Origin of the sequence: Paenibacillus sp. ClWae2A, from assembly GCF_032452295.1 — a bacterium.
GTDB lineage: Bacteria > Bacillota > Bacilli > Paenibacillales > Paenibacillaceae > Paenibacillus.
In genome coordinates, this window is sequence record NZ_JAULSQ010000001.1 from 1003983 (window position 1) to 1026656 (window position 22674).

Sequence of the window (22674 nt, forward strand, 5' to 3'; positions counted from 1 at the left end):
ACAGTGTGTTGCCATATAGTGCATGAAAGCTTCATCTGCTCCGCATACTGAAAACAAAAAGTAGCGGAGGAATGTGACGGATGAATACGAATCAGCGCCATAAACAGTCTTATCGTATCCCTGCCAAAACAGGATATGCCTTGAAAGTAAACAAGGGTTCTTTACTACGCATAACGGATCTGGAGGGACAGCAAGTCATTGATTTTGTGGCATACGATGCTACAGATGCTAACCATCGCTTGGACCCCGGCGTGACAATGGACGTATTGCGGACTTACCGCATTAAACCAGGACAGTTTGTGTATTCCAATCAATATCAACCATTACTTAAGATTGTCCGTGACACCGTTGGGGTACATGATTTCTTCAACTCCGCTTGTCGTCCCGAGATGTATGAGGTGTTATACGACAAAAAGGATCACGCGAGTTGTTATCACAATCTGAACACGGCACTGGAACCCTTCGGGATTCTACCACCAGATCAACACTATCCATTTAACTTGTTCATGAAGTCCGTTGTAGACAGTGAAGGCAAGATTGATGTTGTAGCTCCCGACTCTCGTGCAGGTGATTATATCGAGATGGAGGCATTAATGGATCTCACGATTGGACTCTCCGCTTGCCCTTGTGAAGAAAGCTCATGCAACGGCTACAACTGCACCCCAATTCAATTGGATGTGGAACTATAACAGAATAACAAGGCCTTGACGCAATATGAGAAAAGTAGTTTGTTCTAATTCACTCCTTGCGGGAATACGATGACTTGTACCCATTTTCTGTGACGACTGGTACAATTCATCGAACCCGTTAAGGAGTGAACGTGTTTATGTCTGTACTGTTCAGTTATATTATTCTGGGAATCTCATTGTCTGCTCCAATCGGTCCGATTAACGCCGCCCAACTCGACCGTGGAGCTCGACATGGATTCATGCATGCCTGGATTTTGGGACTCGGCGCCATGTTTGCAGATTTGGTGTATATGCTGCTGATTTATTTTGGGGTTGCCCATTTTCTGGACACGCCGTTCATGCGCTCTTTTCTCTGGTCATTTGGCAGTTTTATTCTGATTTACACGGGAGTAGAAACGCTCTCGAAGCTGAAACAGGGGATTCAAGGTACATCTACTGCGGAAGCGACTGTTCGAAAATCTTTTATATCCGGCTTTTTGATGGCCCTGTCCAATCCACTGAATATTTTGTTTTGGCTTGGGATCTATGGCTCCATTCTCGCGACAACTGTGAAGCATACAGACACGGCTCATTTGCTGCTCTACAGTTCAGGCATATTCATTGGCATTCTGGTGTGGGATGTCATTATGGCTGGAATGGCCAGTCGATTCCACAAACATAGCAGTGAGAATGTATTGCGCTGGATCTCCATCATTTCGGGAATCTGCCTGATCGGATTTGGTTTGTATTTCGGGTACGAAGCTGTGCGTTCCATTTTTTTCTGACAATAAAATCAGGCTGGACAGTCACCCAACTTCCCCCACATTAATACTGTAACGGTATCATGTGGAATGGAGTTGGGAATCAATGGCGGAGCTGTATAGTGCCGACGAAATTAATACCTTGTTTGAGCGTCTTCCATCTTGGCAGCAGGACGCTTATTCGCAATTTGCAGATATGATCGCCGATGAAAATAATACGTATCCATGTGTACCTGGACGAATGGGATTTCTGTCAGGACATTTGAGGTATGGCTTTACGTGTGATCCCCGATCTGAACAAGCTGCCGAAGATATGGCGGATCTGCTTAGACAATATGGTCCTGTCTCGAGAGACACCGGTCATTACGCTTCCATGGTCGTGATCTGTGAGACGCCAACTGATTTGAAAGATCATACAACGGTAGAGCAATATCAGACGTTATTCTGGCAAATGCTTAATCGGGTAAGTTCACACGATACCGAGCCGTGGCCGGAACATATTTCAACCGATCCTCATGATTCATCATGGGAATTTTGCTTTGGTGGAGAGCCTTATTTTTGTTTCTGTGCAACTCCCGCACATGAACTCCGAGCCAGCCGGCATTTTCCTTATCTCATGTTTGCTTTTCAACCGCGGTGGGTATTCGAATCCATTAATGACAACACCCCTCTTGGCCGTAAAATGAAAACCTTGATTCGCAAACGTCTCGCTGCGTATGATGCTGTACCTGCTCATCCCTCGCTGATGTGGTATGGTCAGCAAGATAATCTGGAATGGAAACAGTATTTCCTGCCTGATGATGAGCAGACACCTTCCAAATGTCCATTCATGCGGATGAAGCAAGCCATAGGCAAGTTGACGAAATAATCTTAAAGCACTCATTAATCCGTTGTGCGACCTCCACGAAAGTTGCTGAAAGGTACTTATGGTTTGGATGGTGCCGACTGCGGTGGTTTCGAGCCACGTACCTTATGAACAACATACGTGATTATCCCAAGAAATACGACAAGTCCCACACTTGCCAGCAGACCCGTTCTGCTGGCTTTTTCCATCGCTGTCCCGGCTACAGCAGCCACAATTAATATCATGGCAATCCATACTTTGATGCGATTCCACTTCACAGGCTTCATTTTCTTAATGTATGTGATGCAGATTAGTAGCCAAGTATACATCAATACCAGACTACCTGCTGTCGTCACATATTCAAAAAGGTTTTTAGGCATCCATAATGCCATCAACGTAGACAGGAGTAATCCGGCCGCTGTGCAACACAATGCCTGAAGTGGCATGTCCTTTTTCCCCCAGGTCTTCGTGAACAGCTTAGGTGCATCTCCATCTTCTGCGAGTTTCACCAACATGGATGTAATAGCATATAACGAAGCCACCATCGTTGAGAATCCCGCAATAATCAGAATTCCGTTGAGAATGTGGACCACAACGGTGAATCCAATGGTTGACATGGCTTTGACAAGCGGACTTTCATCTGGAGTTAACTGAGCTGAAGGCACAAGCAACAGGATCAAAGCAATTGCAATCACATAGAGTGTACTCACCGATAATAACATTACTCGACCTGATTTCACTGCATCTTTGGGTTCTTTCAGGTTAGCAGCCATCAAGCCCATGACCTCGATCCCGGCAAAAGCAAAGAATGCATAGATGAAACCGGTCCATACCCCTTTACCCCCATGCGGGAGCCATTCATTCTTCAATTGTTCAGGCGTCACTTTTACAGGTAACCATCCCAGACAAGCCGCTCCTGCTATAGCTATAAATGCAACCGTTGCAGCAAGTTTGATTACAGCAAGAATATTCTCCGTTTTGGTTAATCCCTTCGCTCCCAGTGCAGCAATGAACAGACCTATAGCGGCATAGATCGCAACAAATGCCCAAAGCGGAAACTTGGGAAACCAGAATTGAGAGAACAGCCCAAGTGCCGTCAATGAGCTGCCCATGATGAGCATTTCAGAAAACCAGTACATCCATCCACTACCAAAACCAGCCCAAGGTCCGAATGCTTCTCCTGCGTACGTTCGAAAAGCGCCTTCCTTTGGATCATCTGCCGTCATCTGTGCCAGCGCACCAAATACAAAGTAAGTACCTGCCGCCGCCAGCACCAACAATATAAGTACGGATATGCCTGCCCAATGAATCGCGAGACTGGTTCCTAGAAAAAATCCTGTTCCCAGTGTGCAACCCGCGCCAAACAAGGATAGGCTGACCCAACTTAATTTATCGTCGTCTTTTTTACGGTGTTGCTGACTTTTCATGAAGCTCCTCCTTATACCTTATCCCCTTACGATTTACAGGACATGGAGGTTTTATGTCTGTATTACCAAAAGAATTATTACTAGTTTACATAACAATTGATATGTTTAATTTATTATATTGCTGGATTTAAGCTGTATGCTTTTAAGCATCATTCAAAAAGATATATGTTCAATCCTATTTAAAATCCGCAAAAAAGTTATTGACTTCTATTGCTTGGAATGGTTTTCCTTTTAAACATGTGGGAGCGATAACGAAACTTTATGAGAGATGGTAACTAAGGTGAAAAAATGATCTTTCTATTGTGAATTTTTCATATGTTGAAATATTATAAATTAAGTCGCAATTTCTTTCATATCGAACGCAGACTGGCTCTTTTTCGTATTTTCTCAACAACTTCGTGGTTTTTTTTAAATGTAGTCGTCTATAAAAAAGAAGGACTACTCCCTGGGATTTTACCTCTTTCATCCTTTCTCACCGGTTTTCGTACTAGGCTGAAGTATAGGCATTAATCGCTAGAAGTTTTCGAAAACTCTGTTCCAAATTTGTTGTGAATTTTTCATATGTTGAAAATATTTTATGTTGGTCATAAAAAAGCCGCCATATGGCGACTTCGCTAATATCTCCAAATTAAGTCCGGCCAGTCCAGTCTGCTCCGGCGATTTCTTTCCATCGCGCTCTAATCTCATCATATAGTTCCTGTGGTAGTAGCCCTTTAGCCACAAGGTCGGCATTTTGCTGCCAGCGATTGGGCTTGGCTGTTCCTACAATAGCTGTGTCTACACCATCGGAACTTAGCGTAAAACGCAGTGCTATTTCCACCGCTGCCTGGGCATCTTCACCTAGAAAACCATAGTTAAGTTCGCTTAAGCGCTTCCAGTATATAAATGGATAAGCCTCTTCCGAAAGTGTATCATACGTCCAAGCCGCATTGGCAATTGGTCTTTTCGCGATTACACCCATGTTTCTCTTTCTTGCCTCAGGCAACGTAAGATCAATTGCTTCCTGATCTGCGATATTTAATGAAGTCTCCAGACTGCAACAAACTTAATTGAATTAGAACCCATAAATGGACATTCCACCGTCAACCAATAACGTTTGACCCGTTATATATCCCGCTGCATCTGATGCCAGGAACACAACCGGGCCTACCACTTCTTCCAGTTCTCCCACTCGCTGTAGCGGTGTACGACTTACAATTTCCTGCAAATACTGGGGATCATCCAGCAGTTTTTCAGTCAGAGGTGTTCGGAAATACCATGGCCCTACTGAATTGACACGGATTCCATACTTGCCCCATTCCAGTGCGAGCACTTTGGTCATATGAATTAACGCAGCTTTGGTCGCGCCATATACAACCCCTGTCCGCAAAGCCGTGTGACCGCCTACCGAAGAGATGTTAATGATCTTCCCGGTCCCACGTTCTTTCATATGCTGACCCGCCAATTGCGAAGCGAAGAAAGCCGATTTTAAGTTTGTCTGCATGATGGTCTCCCACTGCTCGTCCGTTACCTCAAGTGCTGGTGTTCGTATGTTCATACCTGCGTTATTCACCAGAATGTCCAGACTACCCATCTCCGAGATCGCCTCTTGAAACGTCTCTTCCATTTGTTCTTTTGATGTCACATCCGCAGTCAGAGCGAGCGCTTTACGCCCTGTCTGTTCATAGATGTAGGCTGCTGTCTCCTCAATTTCTTTCATCGTTCGGGATACAAGTACAACGTCACTGCCTGACTGGGCAAGTCCAATCGCAATTGCTTTTCCGATCCCTCTCCCTGCACCTGTCACCAGTGCTGTCTGTCCATCGAGATGGAATGTGGGTACGTTCATGTTACTCACTCCTTCATCAGATTTATAAGTTGAACTAAAGATTATTTACACTGACACTACGATGACAGAATAACCTTCCAATCGCTGTTATCCCCAGATTTTTTGATTCCCTTTTCTAAAGGGGAAAATCCGGGGATAAACGCGAACGCTTCGCTTTTTCAGGTTTTTTCTGTCCTCTCCGTTATCGTGTAAATGATTAGTTCAACTTATATCGCAATCATGCAAATGCTCTATATGTAGGTAAACCCTGATGGGAATCAGGTTACAAAATACTGGCTTGGATTGCCCAGTTCCGGATGGAATTTCTCTCGAAAACGGCCTCCGGTATAATCCCCTATAATTTTTCGCCAGAACGCTTGGGCAATGACATTGTTACGAACCTGAGTCACTTTCCATCTTCCTGGAAAACGTTTAAACAGCTCATAGGCTGCCCGAGTGCCCACCCCACTGCGCCGATATTTTTGCATTACAAAAAATTCAGTCAAATAGTAGTCGTTATCCTTACTTCCGGGCTCCAATTTCTCCACCAGAGCAAACCCTGCAGGTGCCCCATCACTTGTAATCAAAAAAGGAAACTTGCGGTCCTCTTCTGCCCAGAATGCCTCCAGACCCGGATATTCCGGAAAAATGCCGTTACTGTCCACATCAATATTCAGGTATTTGGTAAAATCATATAGATAAAATTGCATTAAATGCCGAATCACCTGACTGCGTTCCCGGGGAACCAGTTCTATTTTCATATTCATCCGGTTCACCTCCTCTGCTCTACGTATACTGATTACTTTAAAGGTTTACGCGCCGAAGGGCAAGGAAGCATACCTACTTACTGCCTGCTTTGATGAACAAGCTGTGAGCATGTAAATTATGGTACACTAGAGCATAGAATATTAATTCATTGAATATTAATTTTATATGTTTTTCACATGGAGGTGTCGAACTTGACCAACGTGCAAAAAGAGATTGATCGACGCAAGCTGGATGACAAACTACCTTCCATGCCTTGGTTCGTTCAGCAATTCATGGACTACAAGCTGCCTGACCTGTCCCCCTCTACCCTGCTCGAATATCTGAGAGATTACGAAGCTTTCTTCGGATGGTTGCGAGCAGAAGGGCTGTCCGAGGCAAGCTCTAATAAAGAAGTTACGTTGACTGAACTAGAAGTCCTTCGCATGGATTCGGTTACCGCCTATCGGTTATTTCTCACAACCAAACGGGAAGGAACCAATTCCAGAATTACCGTCTCTCGCAAACTCTCTTCCCTTCGCTCCCTTTTTCATTACCTGAGCCAAATTGCGGAAGATGAAGACTTTTATCCTTTGCTAAAGCGGAACATTATGGCCAAAATCGAGATCAAGCGTACCCATAAACCCAAGGACACCGCTGCCAAACTCAAAGGTAAAATCCTGGAGGAAGAGGAACTGCTGGAATTTATCGGCTATATCCTTGAAGGTTACGCTGTTGATATGGAGAAGAACAAGCAGGCCCTGTACTCCCATGAAATCAACAAAGAACGGGACGCCTGTATTGCCAGCCTGATTTTGAATTCCGGCTTACGGGTGTCGGAAGTTGTGAACCTGAACGTCGATGATCTCGATCTGAACAACAAACTCCTGTATGTTTATCGCAAAGGTAACAATGATGAGACGTACAAAACACCCGTTTATTTCAGGGAACAGGCCAAGGACGAACTCGCAACTTATATGAACCTGCGGCAATCACGTTACCGCACGCCCAAGCGGGAGAAAGGTCTGTTCATTGCTCTGCGTAACGGAGACTCGGAAGGAAGTCGAATGACCAAAAGAGCGATCCAGGCCATGATCATGAAATACGCCAAACGTTTTGGCAAACCTTATCTAACCGTGCACAAATTACGCCACTCATTCGCAACCGACTATTATCTGCAAAATGATATCTACAAAACGAAAGAGCAACTTGGACACGCTTCTACGGAAACAACCGAGATCTATGCTCACCTTACCGACAAAACGATGTCCGAAGCCATCGAACGTCGTACTGATGACGGGATGTAACATCCCGAACATATTATAAAAGCAGCAAGCCACATCAAGGATTTCGATCCGAGAAAGGTCTGCTGCTTTTTTTGTTTTTTTGCATCATTCAAGAAGAAGAGCATAAGTAGAAATAATTATAGTTTACATAATAAATATTACGTTATATTTAAAAAAGAATCAATCACGCTCTCTGTACATTCAATCATGTGTAGCCACCATAATATCCCACTTCTTGACGTTTCCACGATTCGAATTCACGATTCTGCCTTCACTCACTCTCAACCATCGCTAACAACGCTTTGGCTATATCCTCCGTTTCATGAACCGAGTACCATGTTATATCTCTGCTTACGGTGCTCCGCTCTATAAACTGCTCTGAAGGTAACCATGAGATCATCCCCACTACCCCTTCAAGCTGATTAACCAAGGTCAGATCTTCCTCTTCTCGAACCATCACAAACTTGGAATAAGAAGCATCCTTGAATCCTTCAATAACAATCCAATCATAACCGGACAGATGACTTAACATATCCTCCAACTTGGTTGCCTGTCGCTCCATAATCGCAGTACGTTTCTCTGACATGACAACCACCGCCGAGGCCCCAGCCTCTCCAAATTGATACGAATCCGTTCCTTCTTGATCCATCTCAAAATGGTCATGTCCATCATGCTTAATCGCAGCTACCTTAAGTCCCAAGGAAGAAAAGTGCCCGATCAGCGCGGCTGTCAGGGTTGTCTTGCCCGTGTTTTTGTATCCAACAATCTGTATAATATGTGGTTTTGTATCACTCATTGTAGTCATCTACCAACTACCTCACATGACCTGTGGGAAGTTTAATAATACGTACCTGCTCACCCGCAGGAATACCTTTTTTCTCAGGTGGAACAACAATCAGGCAATCACTGTCCTTAATGGTGATCATCACGCTGGATTCATCTACACGGGCGGCAGCCGCTATCGCGTACACCATGCCGTTGCGGATCTCTGTGCGTCCACGAACGAATCGTGTAAAATTGTTCACTTTGGTGTACTCTTCTTCCAAGATCGCAGTCCATTCTTCCAAATAAGGATGAGCATCCGCCTGCATGGAACGAACGGTTGGACGAACAAACAAACTAAAACCCACAAAACAAGCCCCAGGGTTACCGGAAAGTGCAAATAGCAATTTATCTTTATATACAGCAGCTGTGGTCACACTGCCTGGTCGCATCGTCACTTTGTTGAACAACATCTCCACATGTTCTTCCAGCACAAGTTCGCCCATAATATCATAATCTCCGACGGAAACACCGCCTGTGGTTACCAGGATATCATTATCTTGAATGGCTTCTTCCAGTTTGGCCCTTGCCGTATTCACATCGTCTGCAATAGAACCGTACATCACAGGCTCTCCACCTGCTTCAACAACCAGAGAGCGCAGCATGTAACTGTTGCTGTTTCGAATTCGACCTGGTTGTAATGGTTCATCTACTTCAAGCAATTCCGTGCCTGTTGCAAATATCGCCACCTTAGGACGTTGAAATACGGGGACTTCTGCTATGCCAAAAGTAGCTAACACAGACTGCTCTCCTGCCCTGATGATCGTTCCTGCTTCGAGCAGCTGCTGTCCCTCTTGGACTTCCAGTCCGATTGGTGTAATGTTAGCACCCGACAATATGTGCCGCTTCAATGCAATCCACTGTTCTCCGTTCTCTATCTTGCTCTCCGTCATCTCCATCATGACTACCGCATCTGCACCTTCCGGAACCTGTGCCCCCGTCATGATGCGAGCCGTCGTACCTGAAACAATGGTGTGGTCCGAGGTGTAGCCGCAAGGAATTTCATCAATTACACGAAACCAAACTTGATGATCACTCGATGCATCTATCGTATCTGTACTTATAATCGCAAATCCATCCATACCCGATCTCCGGAAGAATGGATACGGATGAGGTGCCTGAATCGTCTCTGCAAGTGTACGGCCATGAGCAGATTCAAGGTGAACTTTCTCTATGGAGCCTAAAGTAACTCTTGCAGCTATTGTGGCTTGGGCATCCGGTACCTGTACAGCTTTACGATTAAATTTGGCAGTTGTCATATCATGTGAATGTGAGTTCATTTTCAAAAGTATTCTTACCTCCTAGAGACATATCATCTTTTAAGAAAGTGTAGCCCGAATACTGTAAGATAACAAGTACATCACGTATTGAATCCTGTGACAAAATCTTATTTCTTACAGGGGTAACATTCCTTGAATTATATTCAACATGAAAGGCATCTTGTCTGCCCATAATATTGACAAAGGGAGGCGATGATCATGAGTAAACGATGTGAATTATGCGGAAGAGAACCTGTGAACACAACCATTCATCATCTGACACCCAAAGAAATGGGAGGAACATTTCTGCCAACGGCCAACCTGTGCATCCCCTGTCACAAACAGATTCATTCGCTATACACCAATCGCGACATTGTAACTCTTGGACTCACGGACCTGCAATCCTTGAGACAGGATGAACGAATGATTCCATTTATCCGCTGGATTCGCAAACAACCTGCTTCAACCATTCCTCGCGTGCGTAAATCCAAACATGTTCGCCAATCGTAAACCAAAAAAGAACAGTTCCAAGGTCATGTGCCGGCGAGGTGAATCCGCCTTCCCTTTTCACTGTTCTTAAATGAACTATGCGATTGGCAGCCATCCTTATGATTAGATGTTTATTATCTTCGCCTCTTAATTCGGCCGCCGCCCACTCTGGTTTTTGGTTTTTTGTAGGATTTCTTAGGTGAATCAAACAACCCGCCCAGGCCACCACTGCTTTTGTTACGATCAATGGTTCCCTTGCTCTGATCCTTGTTGCGGTTAAATAATCCTCCGCCAGATCCCACGCTTGAATCTTTATCACTTCCGCGCCTTGTAATCGTACCTTTCCGATCAACAGTAATAGGCGGAGCAAGCTTCTTGTCATTACTTGTTGGTGCACGATAAGATCCTGCACTCGGTTTATACGTATCTTTATTGGTATATCCTCGATAGTTGCCATAACCTCGCCCGCCAAAAGAATCGAACAGATTACCAATTAATGTAGCGGTGAGGTAACCTTGTAAAAAAGATGAATCGTAGTTCTGCCGAACATATTCCTTGGAGTCAACCTCAACCAAGGTATCCTCCGGCTTGTTCGGGTCTTGTTGCAGGTGATAATACTCGTCCTGATACACGAGGAACATACGCTCTGTGTTCTCTGCCGAGATCTGATCCGGTTGCCGCTGGTCAGACAAATCCTGAGCCACTTCCGGAACGGTACGGTCCGAAGCCCGGTACACATAGGACGTTGAGTTACCACTCCCGTTAACCGATTCAAGCGGATATGTGTCCTGAACAGAAGGTGCTGCTCCGCACGCGGACAATAGAGACATCACAAGGCTGAGGACCAGCATTAATTTTAATCCATGTGCCAAGCGTTTTTTCATTGGAACCTCTCCTAGCTCGAACGAATCACTTTGATATCCGCAGGAAGAATGGACTCACCCTCATACAGTGTAAATCTTCTGTCTTGCCACTCCACCCGAAGAAGCATATTATCATCCGACTGATACTGCCATACCAATTGTTCTCCAGCCTGGCCATATGGAGTTCTACCTGCCGTTGATACCATGCCTCCATACTCTTCCTCCAGATGATATGCGCGTCCATCCAGGTCCAGCAATGTGGGCACCTCATCAGGTGCATCAAGCCTGCCATCAATTGGTGTATATAGGGCGTAACGTGTGAGTTCCCGTTCTTCGATATGCAAATATCGAAATGCGGTACCATCCTGCAGCGTGAGCACAGCTGCATTTCGAGCACGATTTTGTACCCGACCAACAACTTCATAAGTGACCAGAGAAACCTCACAGATATCACCAGGTGCAAGCTGAAGCATCGTTTTCTCTGCCTGCGGTGGTTCAGGTTTCGTTAGTATTCCTTTAATTCGTTTCCATACACTCATGAGAATTACTCCTGTTCCTTATCTTATAAACAAGCTGCAATAATCAGTGCGCCCACGATATGTAAAGCGCCAGAGAACAACCCGTATCCTGTCTTCCCTTGCTGAATTCCCGTATCCAGATCCAGATTGGCCCATTTGCGAATCATAAAGTGTACAACACTCTCCAGAATCAACAAAATGATAAAGGATACAACGGAGACTAGCAATGCCTCTCCAAGATGACCAGCCGTAGAAATGGACGTAGCGAGTACATACCCTTGTGCAAATAATTTCATCACCATACGTGTGGTTACTGCCATATTGCCAGCCTTAACTTCAGCAAAATCCTTATATTTCGTGAACAGTGAATCTACATACATCAAGACAAACAGCAAAACCGAACCAGAACCGGTCCAGACCAGCATCGCCAAAATATTCAAATCCATTTACACAGCCCCCACATATCAACATGAACCGCATTTAAAAGCGAAGGAGAAATGCTCTTCTCCTCCGCTGGTTAACCCTGCTGACAACCAAGGTATTAGTTCTTATTATCGTACTGTTTCATCAATGCTGCGAGTTCGTCTTCAACAGCCTGATCTTTACCCAACTTCTCGAACTCTTCATCCAAAGACTTGCCTTTGGAAGACATTTCGTTGCTTGCTTCTGCCTGTGCTTCCATCTGCATCATTTTCTCTTCCATACGCTTCATACCAGCACTTGCAGTATCGGAGCCAAACCCATTCAACGCTTTGTTGATTTCCGTTTGGGCTTTTGCTGCATTGTAGCGGGCTACCAGTGTTTCACGTTTGTTCTTCATTTGAGTCAGTTGCTTACGCATCTCGTCAAGCTTGCCACGCAGGTTATCTGCAGAAGCCTTGTTTTGGTCATAGCTGGTTTTGTACTCAGCCATCTTCTCTTCAGCAGCCTTTTTCTCTTCCAGAGCACGTCGAGCCAAATCCAGATTCTGAGCACGTGCCGCCGTATGCGCTTGCTCTTCACGTTTCTTCACAAGAGCTTCCTGCTCTTCGAATAACTGCTTGAATTTCTTCTCAATGGCGATCTGTTGAGCTACTGCTTTCTCCGCATCTTCCAGATCCTCTTGCATGTCACGGATATATTGGTCCGTCATCTTGATTGGATCTTCCGCCTTGTCAATAATGGCGTTGATGTTAGACATGGTTAGATCACGCAAACGTTTGAAAATGGACATTATGTTATTCCTCCTAGTCGATATTACATCGTATATAAACATACATACGTAACATTCTACAACTCGTTTCAATTTTAGCAAATAAAATCAAAACATTCGATGATTCTTACGTCAGGAAGAACGTTTATCCTTGTTCAGATGATCCTCCATCAACCTCTCTGCAGTCTGCACGATTTCGTCGATCTGCATCCGCGTAATGGAATCAAAATGGATACCCATGATCACCGTGACAGTTACTTTCAACTGCTGGGCCGCCTTTCGGGCTAGCCGCTCACACAGTTCTTGTTCCTTATGACCCGGAATATGTACCGTCGTCCCGCTTATGCGCTCATGATCCACGTAGAACGTGGCTGCGGCACCAATATGCGCCTTTCCTCCGGTAACGAGAAAAACCTTATCCACGCCTGCTTCAATCACCTGTAAACGTATGGATTTCAAATCATATGTACTCATATCCTATACACCTATCCTTTTCTATATGTTATATATGGAGGAATTATGGCCGTCATGGGACAAATCAACAATGAAACTTCTCACACTACGCATATTTTATGGAGACCCCGGGCATACCAAGAAGAACGTCATTTTGGAAAAGGAGGCTGTTATTATGCGCGTACGCCTCATTATGCTGATGGTTATCGTTATTTTTCTCGGAGGATATCATGCTCCAGTTGTTTCATCGCGGGATGCTTCAAGCCCACCAACTGAATCAGTATCAGGTTCGGATTCTGCGGAAGAAGAACAACTGACATTGGGACAGTTACGTCAAAAATATGCCGATACGTTCAAAACCAATGGTCCTTCAACAAAGAAGGTTGCACTGACTTTCGATGATGTACCTGATCCAAGGTTTACTCCACAGGTGCTGGATATATTGAAGAAATACAATGTCAGAGCTACATTCTTCATCGTAGGTAGTCGTGCCGAGAAACATCCCGATCTGGTAAAACGCATCGTTAAGGAAGGGCATATGGTTGGTAATCACAGCTACAATCATCCTGAATTCAGTAAGCTGTCGATGAATGCCTTTCGCAAACAAATTTTACATACCGGGAATATTATTCGACGTTTGGCGGGATATACGCCCAAGATGATTCGGCCACCTTATGGAGACATTAATGAAGAACAGTTGAGATGGGCTGCCAGACAACACTATAGCATTGTGAACTGGAACGTAGACTCACTGGACTGGAAAGGCCTTTCAAAGGAACAGGTGAAGGATAACATCCTATCTGCCGTGAAACCTGGCTCCATCGTTCTGCAACATGCTGGAGGCGGTGTAGGATCAAACCTGAACGGCACGATTGAGGCTTTGCCAGAAATTATTGAGGAACTGCGTAACCGGGGATATGAACTGGTCACCTTGGACGAAATGCTGGGATTGCCAAAGGCCAAAGATTAGGATGACCGTGACAGGAAATAAATGAGAATATTAAAAGGGTGCCTGTTCAATCGCAAGTTAGCGACTGGCAGACACCCTGTTTGAATTCATTAGATGTAATTTACGCTCTACTTCAGAATGTACAACTCGATATCCTGAAATCCAAATGTGCTTACGGACTGTTTGCTACCAGGGATGAAGATATCGATACGGTGTCCCTTGATTGCACTGCCCACATCACGTGCTGTGGCTACAAAAGCCTGTTTTGGCAATCCTGGATGGCTGTGACCAGTTACCAGCACTTTGGTTCCAAGTGGAATCACACTTGGATCAACTGCAATCGTACCCAGTTCAAGGTCATTCCCGAAATAATCGACTGCACCCCATCCTCCATTTTCAGACGGATCTGCAGAGTATGCCGTTGCTTTCACGTTCACAGCTTTGCTGTAATCGAATGTTTTACCCCAGGCTTGAACCACTTTGTTATCTGTGTTAACGTCCAAGCTTGCTGTGGTAACCGTGTTGGCTTGGGTCTTGCTCTCCGCCGCGGCGGCAGCTACATTGTTTGCCTTACCGGGAATCGTAATTTTCAAACCAGGATAAATGTTGTAAGGCGAGATGTCGTTGTTTGCTTTAACTAATGTGTTGATTGCTACTCCGTATTGTTTCGATAAGGTGTAGAAGGTATCCCCCTCTTTGGCCACATGAACTGAATCGGCGTGAGCCGGAACGGCTTGAATGAGCATTGCTGTTGTCATTAATGCCACTGCTGTTTTGGCTATACGTTTCTTGTTAATCATGGTCTTCCTCCCTCATTATGCCTGCGAAGTTAGTTGTCGGATTCGGATGAGGAGCCCACCCTATAGGTTCATCATTACATTTGAAACGATATGTACCCCTAATTCACCCCAAGCAGTGTGCTGTAGATCTTCCCCTGCACAATCTGCATCGTTACATCCCCCGCACTCCCTGTCCGGAAGTTTCGGCAGAGTTCAATATATCACAATTTTGTAACCTGAACTTGTAGTAATTCTTACCAAGTGGTTTTTAACATGTCATCATATGTAAGAATACTGGATACTTTAGAAATGTGGGACGACCCGATTCCTTAATATTTGGTAACAGAAAAGTTACTTTTTCGAATCCATACGTGATTATTATCCATAAAAAATAGCGTTACCGACTCGAAGTCAGTAACGCTATTTGATCACTTCATTTAGAGTACTTTGGCAAGAAAATCACGTGTACGTGAATTTTTTGGAGCTCCAAAAACCTCATCAGGTGTTCCCTCTTCCACAATAACCCCGCCATCCATGAACAGGATTCGGTCTCCCACTTCACGTGCAAAACCCATCTCATGTGTTACGATGACCATCGTCATTCCGCCTTCTGCAAGACGTTTCATGACATCCAGCACTTCGCCGACCATCTCAGGGTCCAGTGCCGACGTAGGCTCGTCAAACAGCATCACATGCGGCTGCATGGCCAATGCTCTAGCAATGGCGATCCGCTGTTTCTGTCCACCAGACAGCTGATTCGGGAATGTATCTTTTTTATCGTACAAGCCCACGGTGTTAAGCAAATCAGCAGCAATTTTTTCCGCTTCCTGAGTCGATTGTTTCTTCACTTTAATCGGAGCAATCGTGATGTTTTGCTGTACCGTTTTGTGTGGGAACAGGTTGAAGTGCTGGAACACCATGCCCATTTTTTCCCGAGTTGCATTAATGTTGTGCTTCGGATCGGTGATTGACACGCCTTCAAAATCAATCTCACCCGAGGTAGGCTGTTCCAACAGGTTCAGACAACGTAAGAAAGTACTTTTACCTGAACCGGAAGGGCCGATGACTACAACAACCTCACCTTTGCCAATCGTCACGTTAATGCCCTTAAGCACATCGTTATTACCATAAGATTTGTGTAATTGTCTAACGTCTATCACTTGCACTCAACTTCCTTTCCAGTCGTCCCAGCAGCTTGGACAAAATGAACGTCATTACAAAGTAGATGGCTGCTGCAATCAAAAATGGACTCAAGCCTTGGTACGTAATGTTCTTGACTACACTTGCCTGATACATAATATCCACCATACCGATAACGGAGATAATAGAGGATTCTTTGATGATAGTTATGAATTCATTACCGATCGCTGGTAATACAGCTTTGAAGGCTTGTGGCAATATGATATAACGCATCGCATCGCCTCTTCCCATACCTAGGGAACGAGCTGCCTCCAACTGACCACGATCCACACCTTGAATACCTGCACGGAAAATTTCTGCCAGATATGCACCACTATTAATGGAAAGTGTGATGATACCTGCCTGAAGGGCAGTGAAGTTAATGCCAAAGGACAAGGAGAAACCATAGTAAATAATCATCAACTGTACCAACATCGGTGTACCCCGGATCACTTCAACATAAGCTGTACCGATCCAGCGCAGGATGGCAACGTCATGCAGACGGAACAAACAGATGATTAATCCGATAATTACCCCGAAAATAACACCCAGTGCGGACAACAGAAGTGTGTATCCTACACCGGTAGCATAGAAACTTTTGTACTCCCAGAATACTTGGAAAATATTTTGTGATTTATTCGCTTTATCCGCCATCAAGAGGCTGGCGTCCGTAACCATCTGATTGATTTTATCTTCACTTTTCAGTCGCTCCAGTGTTCCATTTACTGTAGCTAGCAGCTCGGTATTACCTTTACGAATCCCGATTGCCGCTTCTGCTTGCTCTTCGTCCGGAACAGCAGCAGCAAGTCCAATGATATCGTCCAGATAACCTGCAGCAACGGTATCTTCAACGATTGCCGCGTCAATGCGTTTTGTTTGCAGTTGAAGCACGATATCCGAGATTTTATCCAGCGCAGTAAGCTTCGCTCCTGGAATACTCTGTCCGATCGTTTCCTGAATGGAGCCTTTCTGAACGCCAATCTTCGCATTTTCAAGTTCTGCCATGGTTGGATATTTGTCTTTATCCACATTGCGAACCATAATCACTTGTTTTGATTTATAATAGGTGTCGGAAAAATCGATACTTTTCTTCCGCTCATCCGTCGGTGTCATACCTGAAATCACCAGATCAACACGCCCGCTCTGCAATGAAGGCAGAAGACCGTCGAAGCCCATATCCTCAATCACAAGCTCAGCGCCAAGATCTTTGGCAATCTCTTTGGCGATCTCAATATCGAAGCCGACGATTTCATCTTTGCCATTAATCACTTTATGGAATTCGTATGGTGCAAAATCGGCATTTGTACCGAGCACCAGCTTTTTACTGCTTGAATTATCTGTAGTTCCACTTGCAAGTGCCACAGGAACGGCAGTCGTCAGCAGAATAACAAAGGTCAACAGCATCATGGTGTAACGACTTATTAATTTCAACCTTGTTCTCTCCCCTTACAATACTTTGTATGCTTCTCATGTTGATGACTGAGTCATTATAAAGTACAATGCATGATTATGCAATGCATTTTGACATTACAAATCTTGACTTGTTTCTGAAAAAATAAAGCAAACATGATATAATCAATAAATTATTTTCATTTTTGCATAAGGAGTTTACTAATGACATCTAACAAATCACAGATCCTGACGGTTATTGATCAATATGCTTCCCGTTTTAAAGCCATTTCATCATATATCGGTGCCAACCCCGAACTGGGAAATGAAGAGTATCTCGCTTCTGCCCGTTTGAAAGAAGAACTGGTATTCCACGGTTTCACTGTAGAGTCTCCAATCCTCGGTTTGGAGACAGCCTTTATCGGAACCTATTCAGCCGCCAAACCCGGCCCTACCATTGCTTTATTGTGCGAATATGACGCCTTGCCGGAGATCGGGCACGCTTGTGGTCACCATCTGATCTGTATGATGAGTCTTGGGGCCGCTGTTGGGCTGAAATCCATTCTGGATGAAGTAGGTGGAACGATTAAAGTGTTTGGCACACCCGCTGAAGAGACTCGTGGTGCCAAAGTACCGATGGCGGAAGCAGGTTTGTTCGATGACTGTGATGTCGCTCTCATGGCGCATCCATATTATGCCTACGAAAAGTCAGGCAGCTCGCTGGCTATTGATGCTGTGCAATTTGAATTCCATGGCCGATCTTCACATGCTGCTGCAAGTCCGCACGAAGGTATTAATGCTCTTGATGCTGTCATTCAAACGTTCAACGGCATCAATGCATTCCGGCAACAAGTGAAAAGCACCGTTCGCATTCATGGTGTGATCAACAACGGAGGTCAGGCAGCAAATATCATTCCTGACTATGCTTCAGCCCAATTTTATGTACGTGCAGCAACTCGCAAAGAACTGAATATCCTCACAGAACGTGTGGTTCAGATTGCTGAAGGTTCTGCTCTCCAGACAGGTTGCAAGCTCGTGACATCCAACTATGAAACGTCCTATGACGAGATGGTTACCAATGAAGCATTCTCAGCTGCGTTTAGTCAAAATCTGATGGAACTCGGTATCCCACAAGAAGAGATTGTGAGTGGTAATGATCACGGCTCTATGGACATCGGTAACGTTTCCCTGAAATGTCCTGCAATCCATCCTTACATTCGTGTTGTAGACGAGGTGCATACACTGCACTCCATAGCCTTCCGTGACCTTGCACTTCAGGAGCGCGCGCTGGATGGCATGATTCTGGGAGCAAAGGCACTTGCTACAACAGCCTATGACGTACTGAGTCAGCCAGAATTGCTTCAAACCATTCGCTCGGAGTTTGAGCAAGTTATTCGCTAAGATTTATTTTCAACATGTTATATAGGGGTGCCCTAAACAGACTTGAGTTCCAAGCTGTTCAGGGCATCCTTTTTCTAAATTAGATGTAAGTATATTCAGTATGAAGCTGGAGATGCTGTGAAAGAAACCTTTGAAAACGATGAAAATAATTCATTTTATTACAGTAAATGTGATTCATTTGCTGGCTAACTTGGTTATTTATAGCTATAACTTATCCTATATTCAGGAGGTGCTGTCATGCTGCTCGAAGCCATGTATCATGTTCCTCGTGACAAGTGGGCTTATGCCTATAATTCGTCTACCATACATCTGCGCGTACGAACCAAACGTAATGATGTGCAATACGTGACTGCACTGACCGGAGATAAGTACGATTGGAATGGAACATACAAGGAAATTCAATTGGAGAAGGCTGCTTCGGATAACATGTTTGATTATTGGGAGGCGGCCGTCAAGCCACAATTCAAACGTCTCACCTATATATTTCGGATAACTGCCGGTTCAGAAGATATTTTTCTTGCGGATAACGGAATTCATTATGAGACCCCCTATCCAACTGGAGGATATTATGAGTTCTCGTATATACATGAAATTGATGTGTTTAAGGTGCCCGAGTGGGCCAAAGAAGCCGTCTTTTATCAGATCATGACTGAACGGTTTGCTAATGGAGATCCCAAACTGAATCCAAAAGAAACCCATGACTGGGGTGGCAAACCTGAGTTGGACAATTATTTTGGTGGAGATCTGCAAGGTGTGCTGGATCATCTGTATGACCTAACTGAACTTGGCGTGAACGCCATTTACTTCACCCCGTTATTCCAGGCCAATTCCTACCACAAATACGACACGATTGACTATAAAAAAGTCGACCCCCATTTTGGTGATAATGCCCTGCTCAAACAATTGACAGAAGAATGCCATCGCCTGGGTATCCGAGTGATGCTTGACGCAGTGTTTAACCATTGCAGCGAAGACTTCCCTCCTTTTCAAGACGTCCTCCACAATGGAAAAAACTCTAAGTATGCCGATTGGTTCCACATCAATCAATATCCGGTTCAGATCAAGGACGGTATACCAACCTACGATACATTTGGTTTCTATGGCAACATGCCCAAGTTCAATACAGCCAACCCTGAGGTTAAGGCATATTTACTCGATGTAGCGGAGTACTGGATTAAGGAAATCAAGCTGGATGGGTGGCGTCTGGATGTAGCCAATGAGGTGGACAACCATTTTTGGCGTGATTTTCGCAAGGTTGTTAAGGCAGCGAATCCCGAAGCCTATATTGTTGGTGAAGTATGGAGCGACTCCTTAACCTGGCTTATGGGAGATCAATTCGATTCCGTCATGAATTATCCATTTGCCGACAAAGTGCTTCAGTTCTTCTGTGGTTCAATGGATGGTTATAACTTTGCCAACGAGATGGGTTCACTGATTATGCGCTATCCGCAACAAACCAACGAAGTGATCTTCAATATGCTGTGCAGCCATGATACCCCACGACTGCTCACCCGGTTAGGAGAAGACAAACGACGATTAAAATTGTCTGTTGTATTTCTTTTCACCTATATCGGTACACCTTGTATCTTCTACGGCGACGAAATTGGAATTAGTGGTGATGCTGACCCGGATTGTCGAAAATGTATGGAATGGGACCCTGCCAAGCAAGACAGAGAACTGTATGATTTCTATCGTCTGATGATCAATTTACGCAAAAGCAATGAAGCTCTGCGCAAAGGACGCTTCCGTTTCCTCAAGGCTGATCACAATGATCCCTGTATCGTGTACGAGCGTGTGGATGACAACCTTCACTTTACCGTATGGATGAACAATACACCTCAAGATCGAACGCTTTCTCACCCTATGGAAACGAGAGACTGGAAGGATGCATTAACTGAAGAGCCTGTGTTTCCAACTGATGGAATGATGAATATTAAGCTTGACCCCTATGGGTACCGCATTTTGTACAGACAATTGGTACCCGGCTAATACTTACCAGAAAACTCCTGAATGAATAACCCTTTAATGATCATCGGGTGCTTCAAGAGTTTTCTGACGAAGATCTACACCGAAGCTATAACTTTGTCGTTTTCAAATTCCCTTTTGCATCTATCGTTATTCTCCACCGTTCAGAATTCAGACCCAGCATGACGATTTCGTTTACGGATTGATATAACGTTCCATTATTGTCTTTAAGAATATCTACCAGAATATTTTTTCCATTGGTTGTGGGACTTGCGCCAAAGAGGTACCGTCCCGTCGCACTTGCCGTAACCATCAACAGGTTATCTCTTATGATGTTGCCTTCCACCGTGTTATTAACAATATCCAGATGTACTGCCCACCATGTTCCCTCATACTTCAAGCGATTCCCAGTGATGATATTGTTGGAGCCACGTAATTGAATACATGTACCTTTTCCTGCAACTGAATTATGAGAAAACGTGCACTCATTATGCAAACTTACCATTCGGTCAGGATTAGTCGTTTCAAAGCCGGGCTCAATGATATTGCTTGATGCAATCACTCCATTGGCAATATCCATAGCTATGCCCGCTTGAGCAATATAATTGCCTTTTACAATAATATGACCATCCGCGATAATTCCCCAGTGTTTTCCTCTTGGAATGATGATGTTGTCTGAGATAATTCCGATGTCCATGCCTTCTGTACCTGTACTTGTTTTCGCTTCAATGGCAGCGGTGGTACTTGGCTTGGAAATGGTATCGATCAGGTTCCCCTGGATTACAAACAAATGGTTGCTTAGACCGTTGGGATTATAACGGGAGAGAAAGAAAGATACCGAAATAACAGAAGTCATTTTGATATCTTTAAAGACATTGAACGTTACAAATGTACCCTCGAAACCGATAAGCCCCACACCAAATGCTGTCCCAATCAGACTATTGCCATGAATATGCAAGTTTTTGGCTCCAGTCTCTCCTCCTTCATTGTTGCAGGCAATCCCACCGCCGACTGCAGGCATATTATTCACTTGTTGTCCGCCTGAAAAAGCAACATAATCTGGATCACTGGATAATACAGGAGTGTGCAGGAAGTTATCTGCGATCAAAACATGCCATGTTCCCTTGACCAATATGCCATCCCCAAGATACCTGTAACAGTCATTCTCGCGAATTACCACAAAAACCAAATGACGCCGCACGGCAATCGCTTCTTCTCCCAAGTGATGAAGCTTATTGTTTCTTATAACGACATTTCGGGAGGGATTGTCTTGACTGCTAGAACCATTCACTCCAATCCCATCAGTAAATTTACTAATATCGTTATGTTGTAATAATACATTGCTCGAATTTTCAATGTTTAGCCCTGTTCTATTTTCACTCCAAGCTGCTTGAGCCGAACGAACCAAGGTCAAACCACTAATCTCTACATGATTGCTCCCTTCAATCCGGATTCCCTGATCGGAGACTTCTAATATTGCTCCAGGCATTGCCTTGATGATGACGGATCTTCCACTAAATGTATAAAACCAGCCCGTCTTGACGACTTTATAGTGCCCAGCCGTAAATAATAAAACATCACCTTCCTGTGCCGAGTCAAAAAAATTTTTGATCTGGGCTGTCTGATCACTTCCATCTCCCGGTGCAAAATTTCTCACCTCTATAAGGCTACCTGTCATCGTTGATTGCACAGCGGCGATATTCCCCATAACCTGGCCAAACATTTCATTCATTTTGGCAACATTATATCCGTCAGCACTGCTTAATGCCTGCAAATCAGGATTGTAATTAGAGGTAAAATTAATGTAGTTGTTCATTTTATTTACGCCTCCTACTTATGATCAAACAAAAAAGCCACAGTAGATATATACTGCGGCTCA

General features: G+C 44.5%; 23 protein-coding genes and 1 riboswitch. Of the genes, 8 read left to right on the forward strand and 15 right to left on the reverse strand.

Features of this window, described 5'->3' with window-relative positions; translation table 11 throughout:
• The first annotated feature begins 80 nt into the window (after positions 1 to 80).
• The 3 genes from QVE09_RS04125 (at position 81) to QVE09_RS04135 (ending at position 2297) form a co-directional block, all read left to right on the forward strand.
• Entirely contained in the window at positions 81 to 689 is a 609-nt protein-coding gene (locus tag QVE09_RS04125; RefSeq protein WP_074095440.1) for a DUF1989 domain-containing protein, read from the forward strand.
• Positions 690 to 826: 137 nt separating this feature from the next.
• Complete coding sequence (locus tag QVE09_RS04130; protein WP_017688112.1) at positions 827 to 1453, forward strand: LysE family translocator; 627 nt, start codon at positions 827 to 829, stop codon at positions 1451 to 1453.
• Between the two features lie 82 nt (positions 1454 to 1535).
• A complete protein-coding gene (locus tag QVE09_RS04135; RefSeq protein WP_315935803.1) occupies positions 1536 to 2297 on the forward strand; it encodes a YqcI/YcgG family protein in 762 nt (253 codons plus the stop codon).
• A gap of 56 nt (positions 2298 to 2353) precedes the next feature.
• Here QVE09_RS04135 and QVE09_RS04140 read toward each other — a convergent pair whose 3' ends face one another.
• The 4 genes from QVE09_RS04140 to QVE09_RS04155 all read right to left on the reverse strand — a co-directional run bounded on the left by QVE09_RS04140 (position 2354) and on the right by QVE09_RS04155 (position 6274).
• Complete coding sequence (locus QVE09_RS04140) at positions 2354 to 3700, reverse strand: amino acid permease (protein ID WP_315935804.1); 1347 nt, start codon at positions 3698 to 3700, stop codon at positions 2354 to 2356.
• Between the two features lie 628 nt (positions 3701 to 4328).
• Positions 4329 to 4685 carry an aldo/keto reductase gene (locus QVE09_RS04145; protein ID WP_483874293.1) on the reverse strand — a complete coding sequence of 119 codons (357 nt, stop codon included), beginning with the start codon at positions 4683 to 4685 and terminating at the stop codon, positions 4329 to 4331.
• Between the two features lie 69 nt (positions 4686 to 4754).
• On the reverse strand, positions 4755 to 5528 hold the full coding sequence (locus QVE09_RS04150; RefSeq protein ID WP_127550538.1) for an SDR family NAD(P)-dependent oxidoreductase: 774 nt from the start codon (positions 5526 to 5528) through the stop codon (positions 4755 to 4757).
• Positions 5529 to 5785: 257 nt separating this feature from the next.
• A complete protein-coding gene (locus tag QVE09_RS04155; RefSeq protein WP_076250273.1) occupies positions 5786 to 6274 on the reverse strand; it encodes a GNAT family N-acetyltransferase in 489 nt (162 codons plus the stop codon).
• A 177-nt stretch (positions 6275 to 6451) separates the two neighbouring features.
• Between QVE09_RS04155 and xerS the strand changes: the two genes are divergently transcribed.
• Positions 6452 to 7558 (forward strand): tyrosine recombinase XerS, encoded by a 1107-nt coding sequence (xerS, locus tag QVE09_RS04160; RefSeq protein ID WP_076250271.1) that lies wholly within the window; start codon positions 6452 to 6454, stop codon positions 7556 to 7558.
• A gap of 250 nt (positions 7559 to 7808) precedes the next feature.
• Here the strand turns inward: xerS and mobB are convergent, their stop codons facing one another.
• On the reverse strand, positions 7809 to 8342 hold the full coding sequence (gene mobB, locus QVE09_RS04165) for a molybdopterin-guanine dinucleotide biosynthesis protein B (RefSeq protein ID WP_315935806.1): 534 nt from the start codon (positions 8340 to 8342) through the stop codon (positions 7809 to 7811).
• Positions 8343 to 8349: 7 nt separating this feature from the next.
• A complete protein-coding gene (locus QVE09_RS04170; RefSeq protein ID WP_315936092.1) occupies positions 8350 to 9639 on the reverse strand; it encodes a molybdopterin molybdotransferase MoeA in 1290 nt (429 codons plus the stop codon).
• Positions 9640 to 9837: 198 nt separating this feature from the next.
• Here QVE09_RS04170 and QVE09_RS04175 point away from each other — a divergent pair, with 198 nt between their 5' ends.
• Positions 9838 to 10128, forward strand: coding sequence for an HNH endonuclease (locus QVE09_RS04175; protein WP_315935807.1), 291 nt, complete (start codon positions 9838 to 9840; stop codon positions 10126 to 10128).
• 113 nt (positions 10129 to 10241) lie between these two features.
• On the opposite strand, the gene QVE09_RS04180 is transcribed toward QVE09_RS04175, so the two are convergent.
• The 5 genes from QVE09_RS04180 to lpdD all read right to left on the reverse strand — a co-directional run bounded on the left by QVE09_RS04180 (position 10242) and on the right by lpdD (position 13154).
• Positions 10242 to 10991: a DUF4247 domain-containing protein gene (locus QVE09_RS04180; RefSeq protein WP_315935808.1), complete on the reverse strand. Its 750-nt coding sequence runs from the start codon at positions 10989 to 10991 to the stop codon at positions 10242 to 10244.
• 11 nt (positions 10992 to 11002) lie between these two features.
• Entirely contained in the window at positions 11003 to 11509 is a 507-nt protein-coding gene (locus QVE09_RS04185; RefSeq protein WP_315935809.1) for a DUF4178 domain-containing protein, read from the reverse strand.
• Between the two features lie 23 nt (positions 11510 to 11532).
• On the reverse strand, positions 11533 to 11934 hold the full coding sequence (locus QVE09_RS04190) for a DUF350 domain-containing protein (RefSeq protein ID WP_036613690.1): 402 nt from the start codon (positions 11932 to 11934) through the stop codon (positions 11533 to 11535).
• Positions 11935 to 12029: 95 nt separating this feature from the next.
• A complete protein-coding gene (locus tag QVE09_RS04195) occupies positions 12030 to 12701 on the reverse strand; it encodes a PspA/IM30 family protein (protein WP_076210133.1) in 672 nt (223 codons plus the stop codon).
• A gap of 111 nt (positions 12702 to 12812) precedes the next feature.
• Positions 12813 to 13154, reverse strand: coding sequence for a prenylated flavin chaperone LpdD (lpdD, locus tag QVE09_RS04200; RefSeq protein ID WP_315935810.1), 342 nt, complete (start codon positions 13152 to 13154; stop codon positions 12813 to 12815).
• 154 nt (positions 13155 to 13308) lie between these two features.
• Here lpdD and QVE09_RS04205 point away from each other — a divergent pair, with 154 nt between their 5' ends.
• Positions 13309 to 14103 carry a polysaccharide deacetylase family protein gene (locus QVE09_RS04205; protein ID WP_315935811.1) on the forward strand — a complete coding sequence of 265 codons (795 nt, stop codon included), beginning with the start codon at positions 13309 to 13311 and terminating at the stop codon, positions 14101 to 14103.
• Between the two features lie 107 nt (positions 14104 to 14210).
• Here QVE09_RS04205 and QVE09_RS04210 read toward each other — a convergent pair whose 3' ends face one another.
• The 3 genes from QVE09_RS04210 to QVE09_RS04220 form a co-directional block, all read right to left on the reverse strand.
• A complete protein-coding gene (locus tag QVE09_RS04210) occupies positions 14211 to 14882 on the reverse strand; it encodes a 3D domain-containing protein (RefSeq protein WP_397386997.1) in 672 nt (223 codons plus the stop codon).
• Positions 14883 to 14884: 2 nt separating this feature from the next.
• A riboswitch (cyclic di-AMP (ydaO/yuaA leader) is annotated at positions 14885 to 15080 on the reverse strand.
• 218 nt (positions 15081 to 15298) lie between these two features.
• Positions 15299 to 16021 (reverse strand): amino acid ABC transporter ATP-binding protein, encoded by a 723-nt coding sequence (locus QVE09_RS04215; RefSeq protein ID WP_017688094.1) that lies wholly within the window; start codon positions 16019 to 16021, stop codon positions 15299 to 15301.
• Entirely contained in the window at positions 16008 to 17471 is a 1464-nt protein-coding gene (locus tag QVE09_RS04220) for an ABC transporter substrate-binding protein/permease (protein WP_315935812.1), read from the reverse strand. Before QVE09_RS04220 ends, QVE09_RS04215 begins: the two co-directional genes overlap by 14 nt.
• A gap of 183 nt (positions 17472 to 17654) precedes the next feature.
• Here QVE09_RS04220 and QVE09_RS04225 point away from each other — a divergent pair, with 183 nt between their 5' ends.
• Both QVE09_RS04225 and QVE09_RS04230 read left to right on the forward strand, forming a co-directional pair.
• Complete coding sequence (locus tag QVE09_RS04225) at positions 17655 to 18830, forward strand: M20 family metallopeptidase (protein WP_315935813.1); 1176 nt, start codon at positions 17655 to 17657, stop codon at positions 18828 to 18830.
• 237 nt (positions 18831 to 19067) lie between these two features.
• Positions 19068 to 20819, forward strand: a complete 1752-nt coding sequence (locus QVE09_RS04230; protein WP_315935814.1) for an alpha-glycosidase — start codon at positions 19068 to 19070, stop codon at positions 20817 to 20819.
• Positions 20820 to 20904: 85 nt separating this feature from the next.
• On the opposite strand, the gene QVE09_RS04235 is transcribed toward QVE09_RS04230, so the two are convergent.
• On the reverse strand, positions 20905 to 22611 hold the full coding sequence (locus tag QVE09_RS04235; protein WP_315935815.1) for a right-handed parallel beta-helix repeat-containing protein: 1707 nt from the start codon (positions 22609 to 22611) through the stop codon (positions 20905 to 20907).
• Between the last annotated feature and the right edge of the window lie 63 nt (positions 22612 to 22674).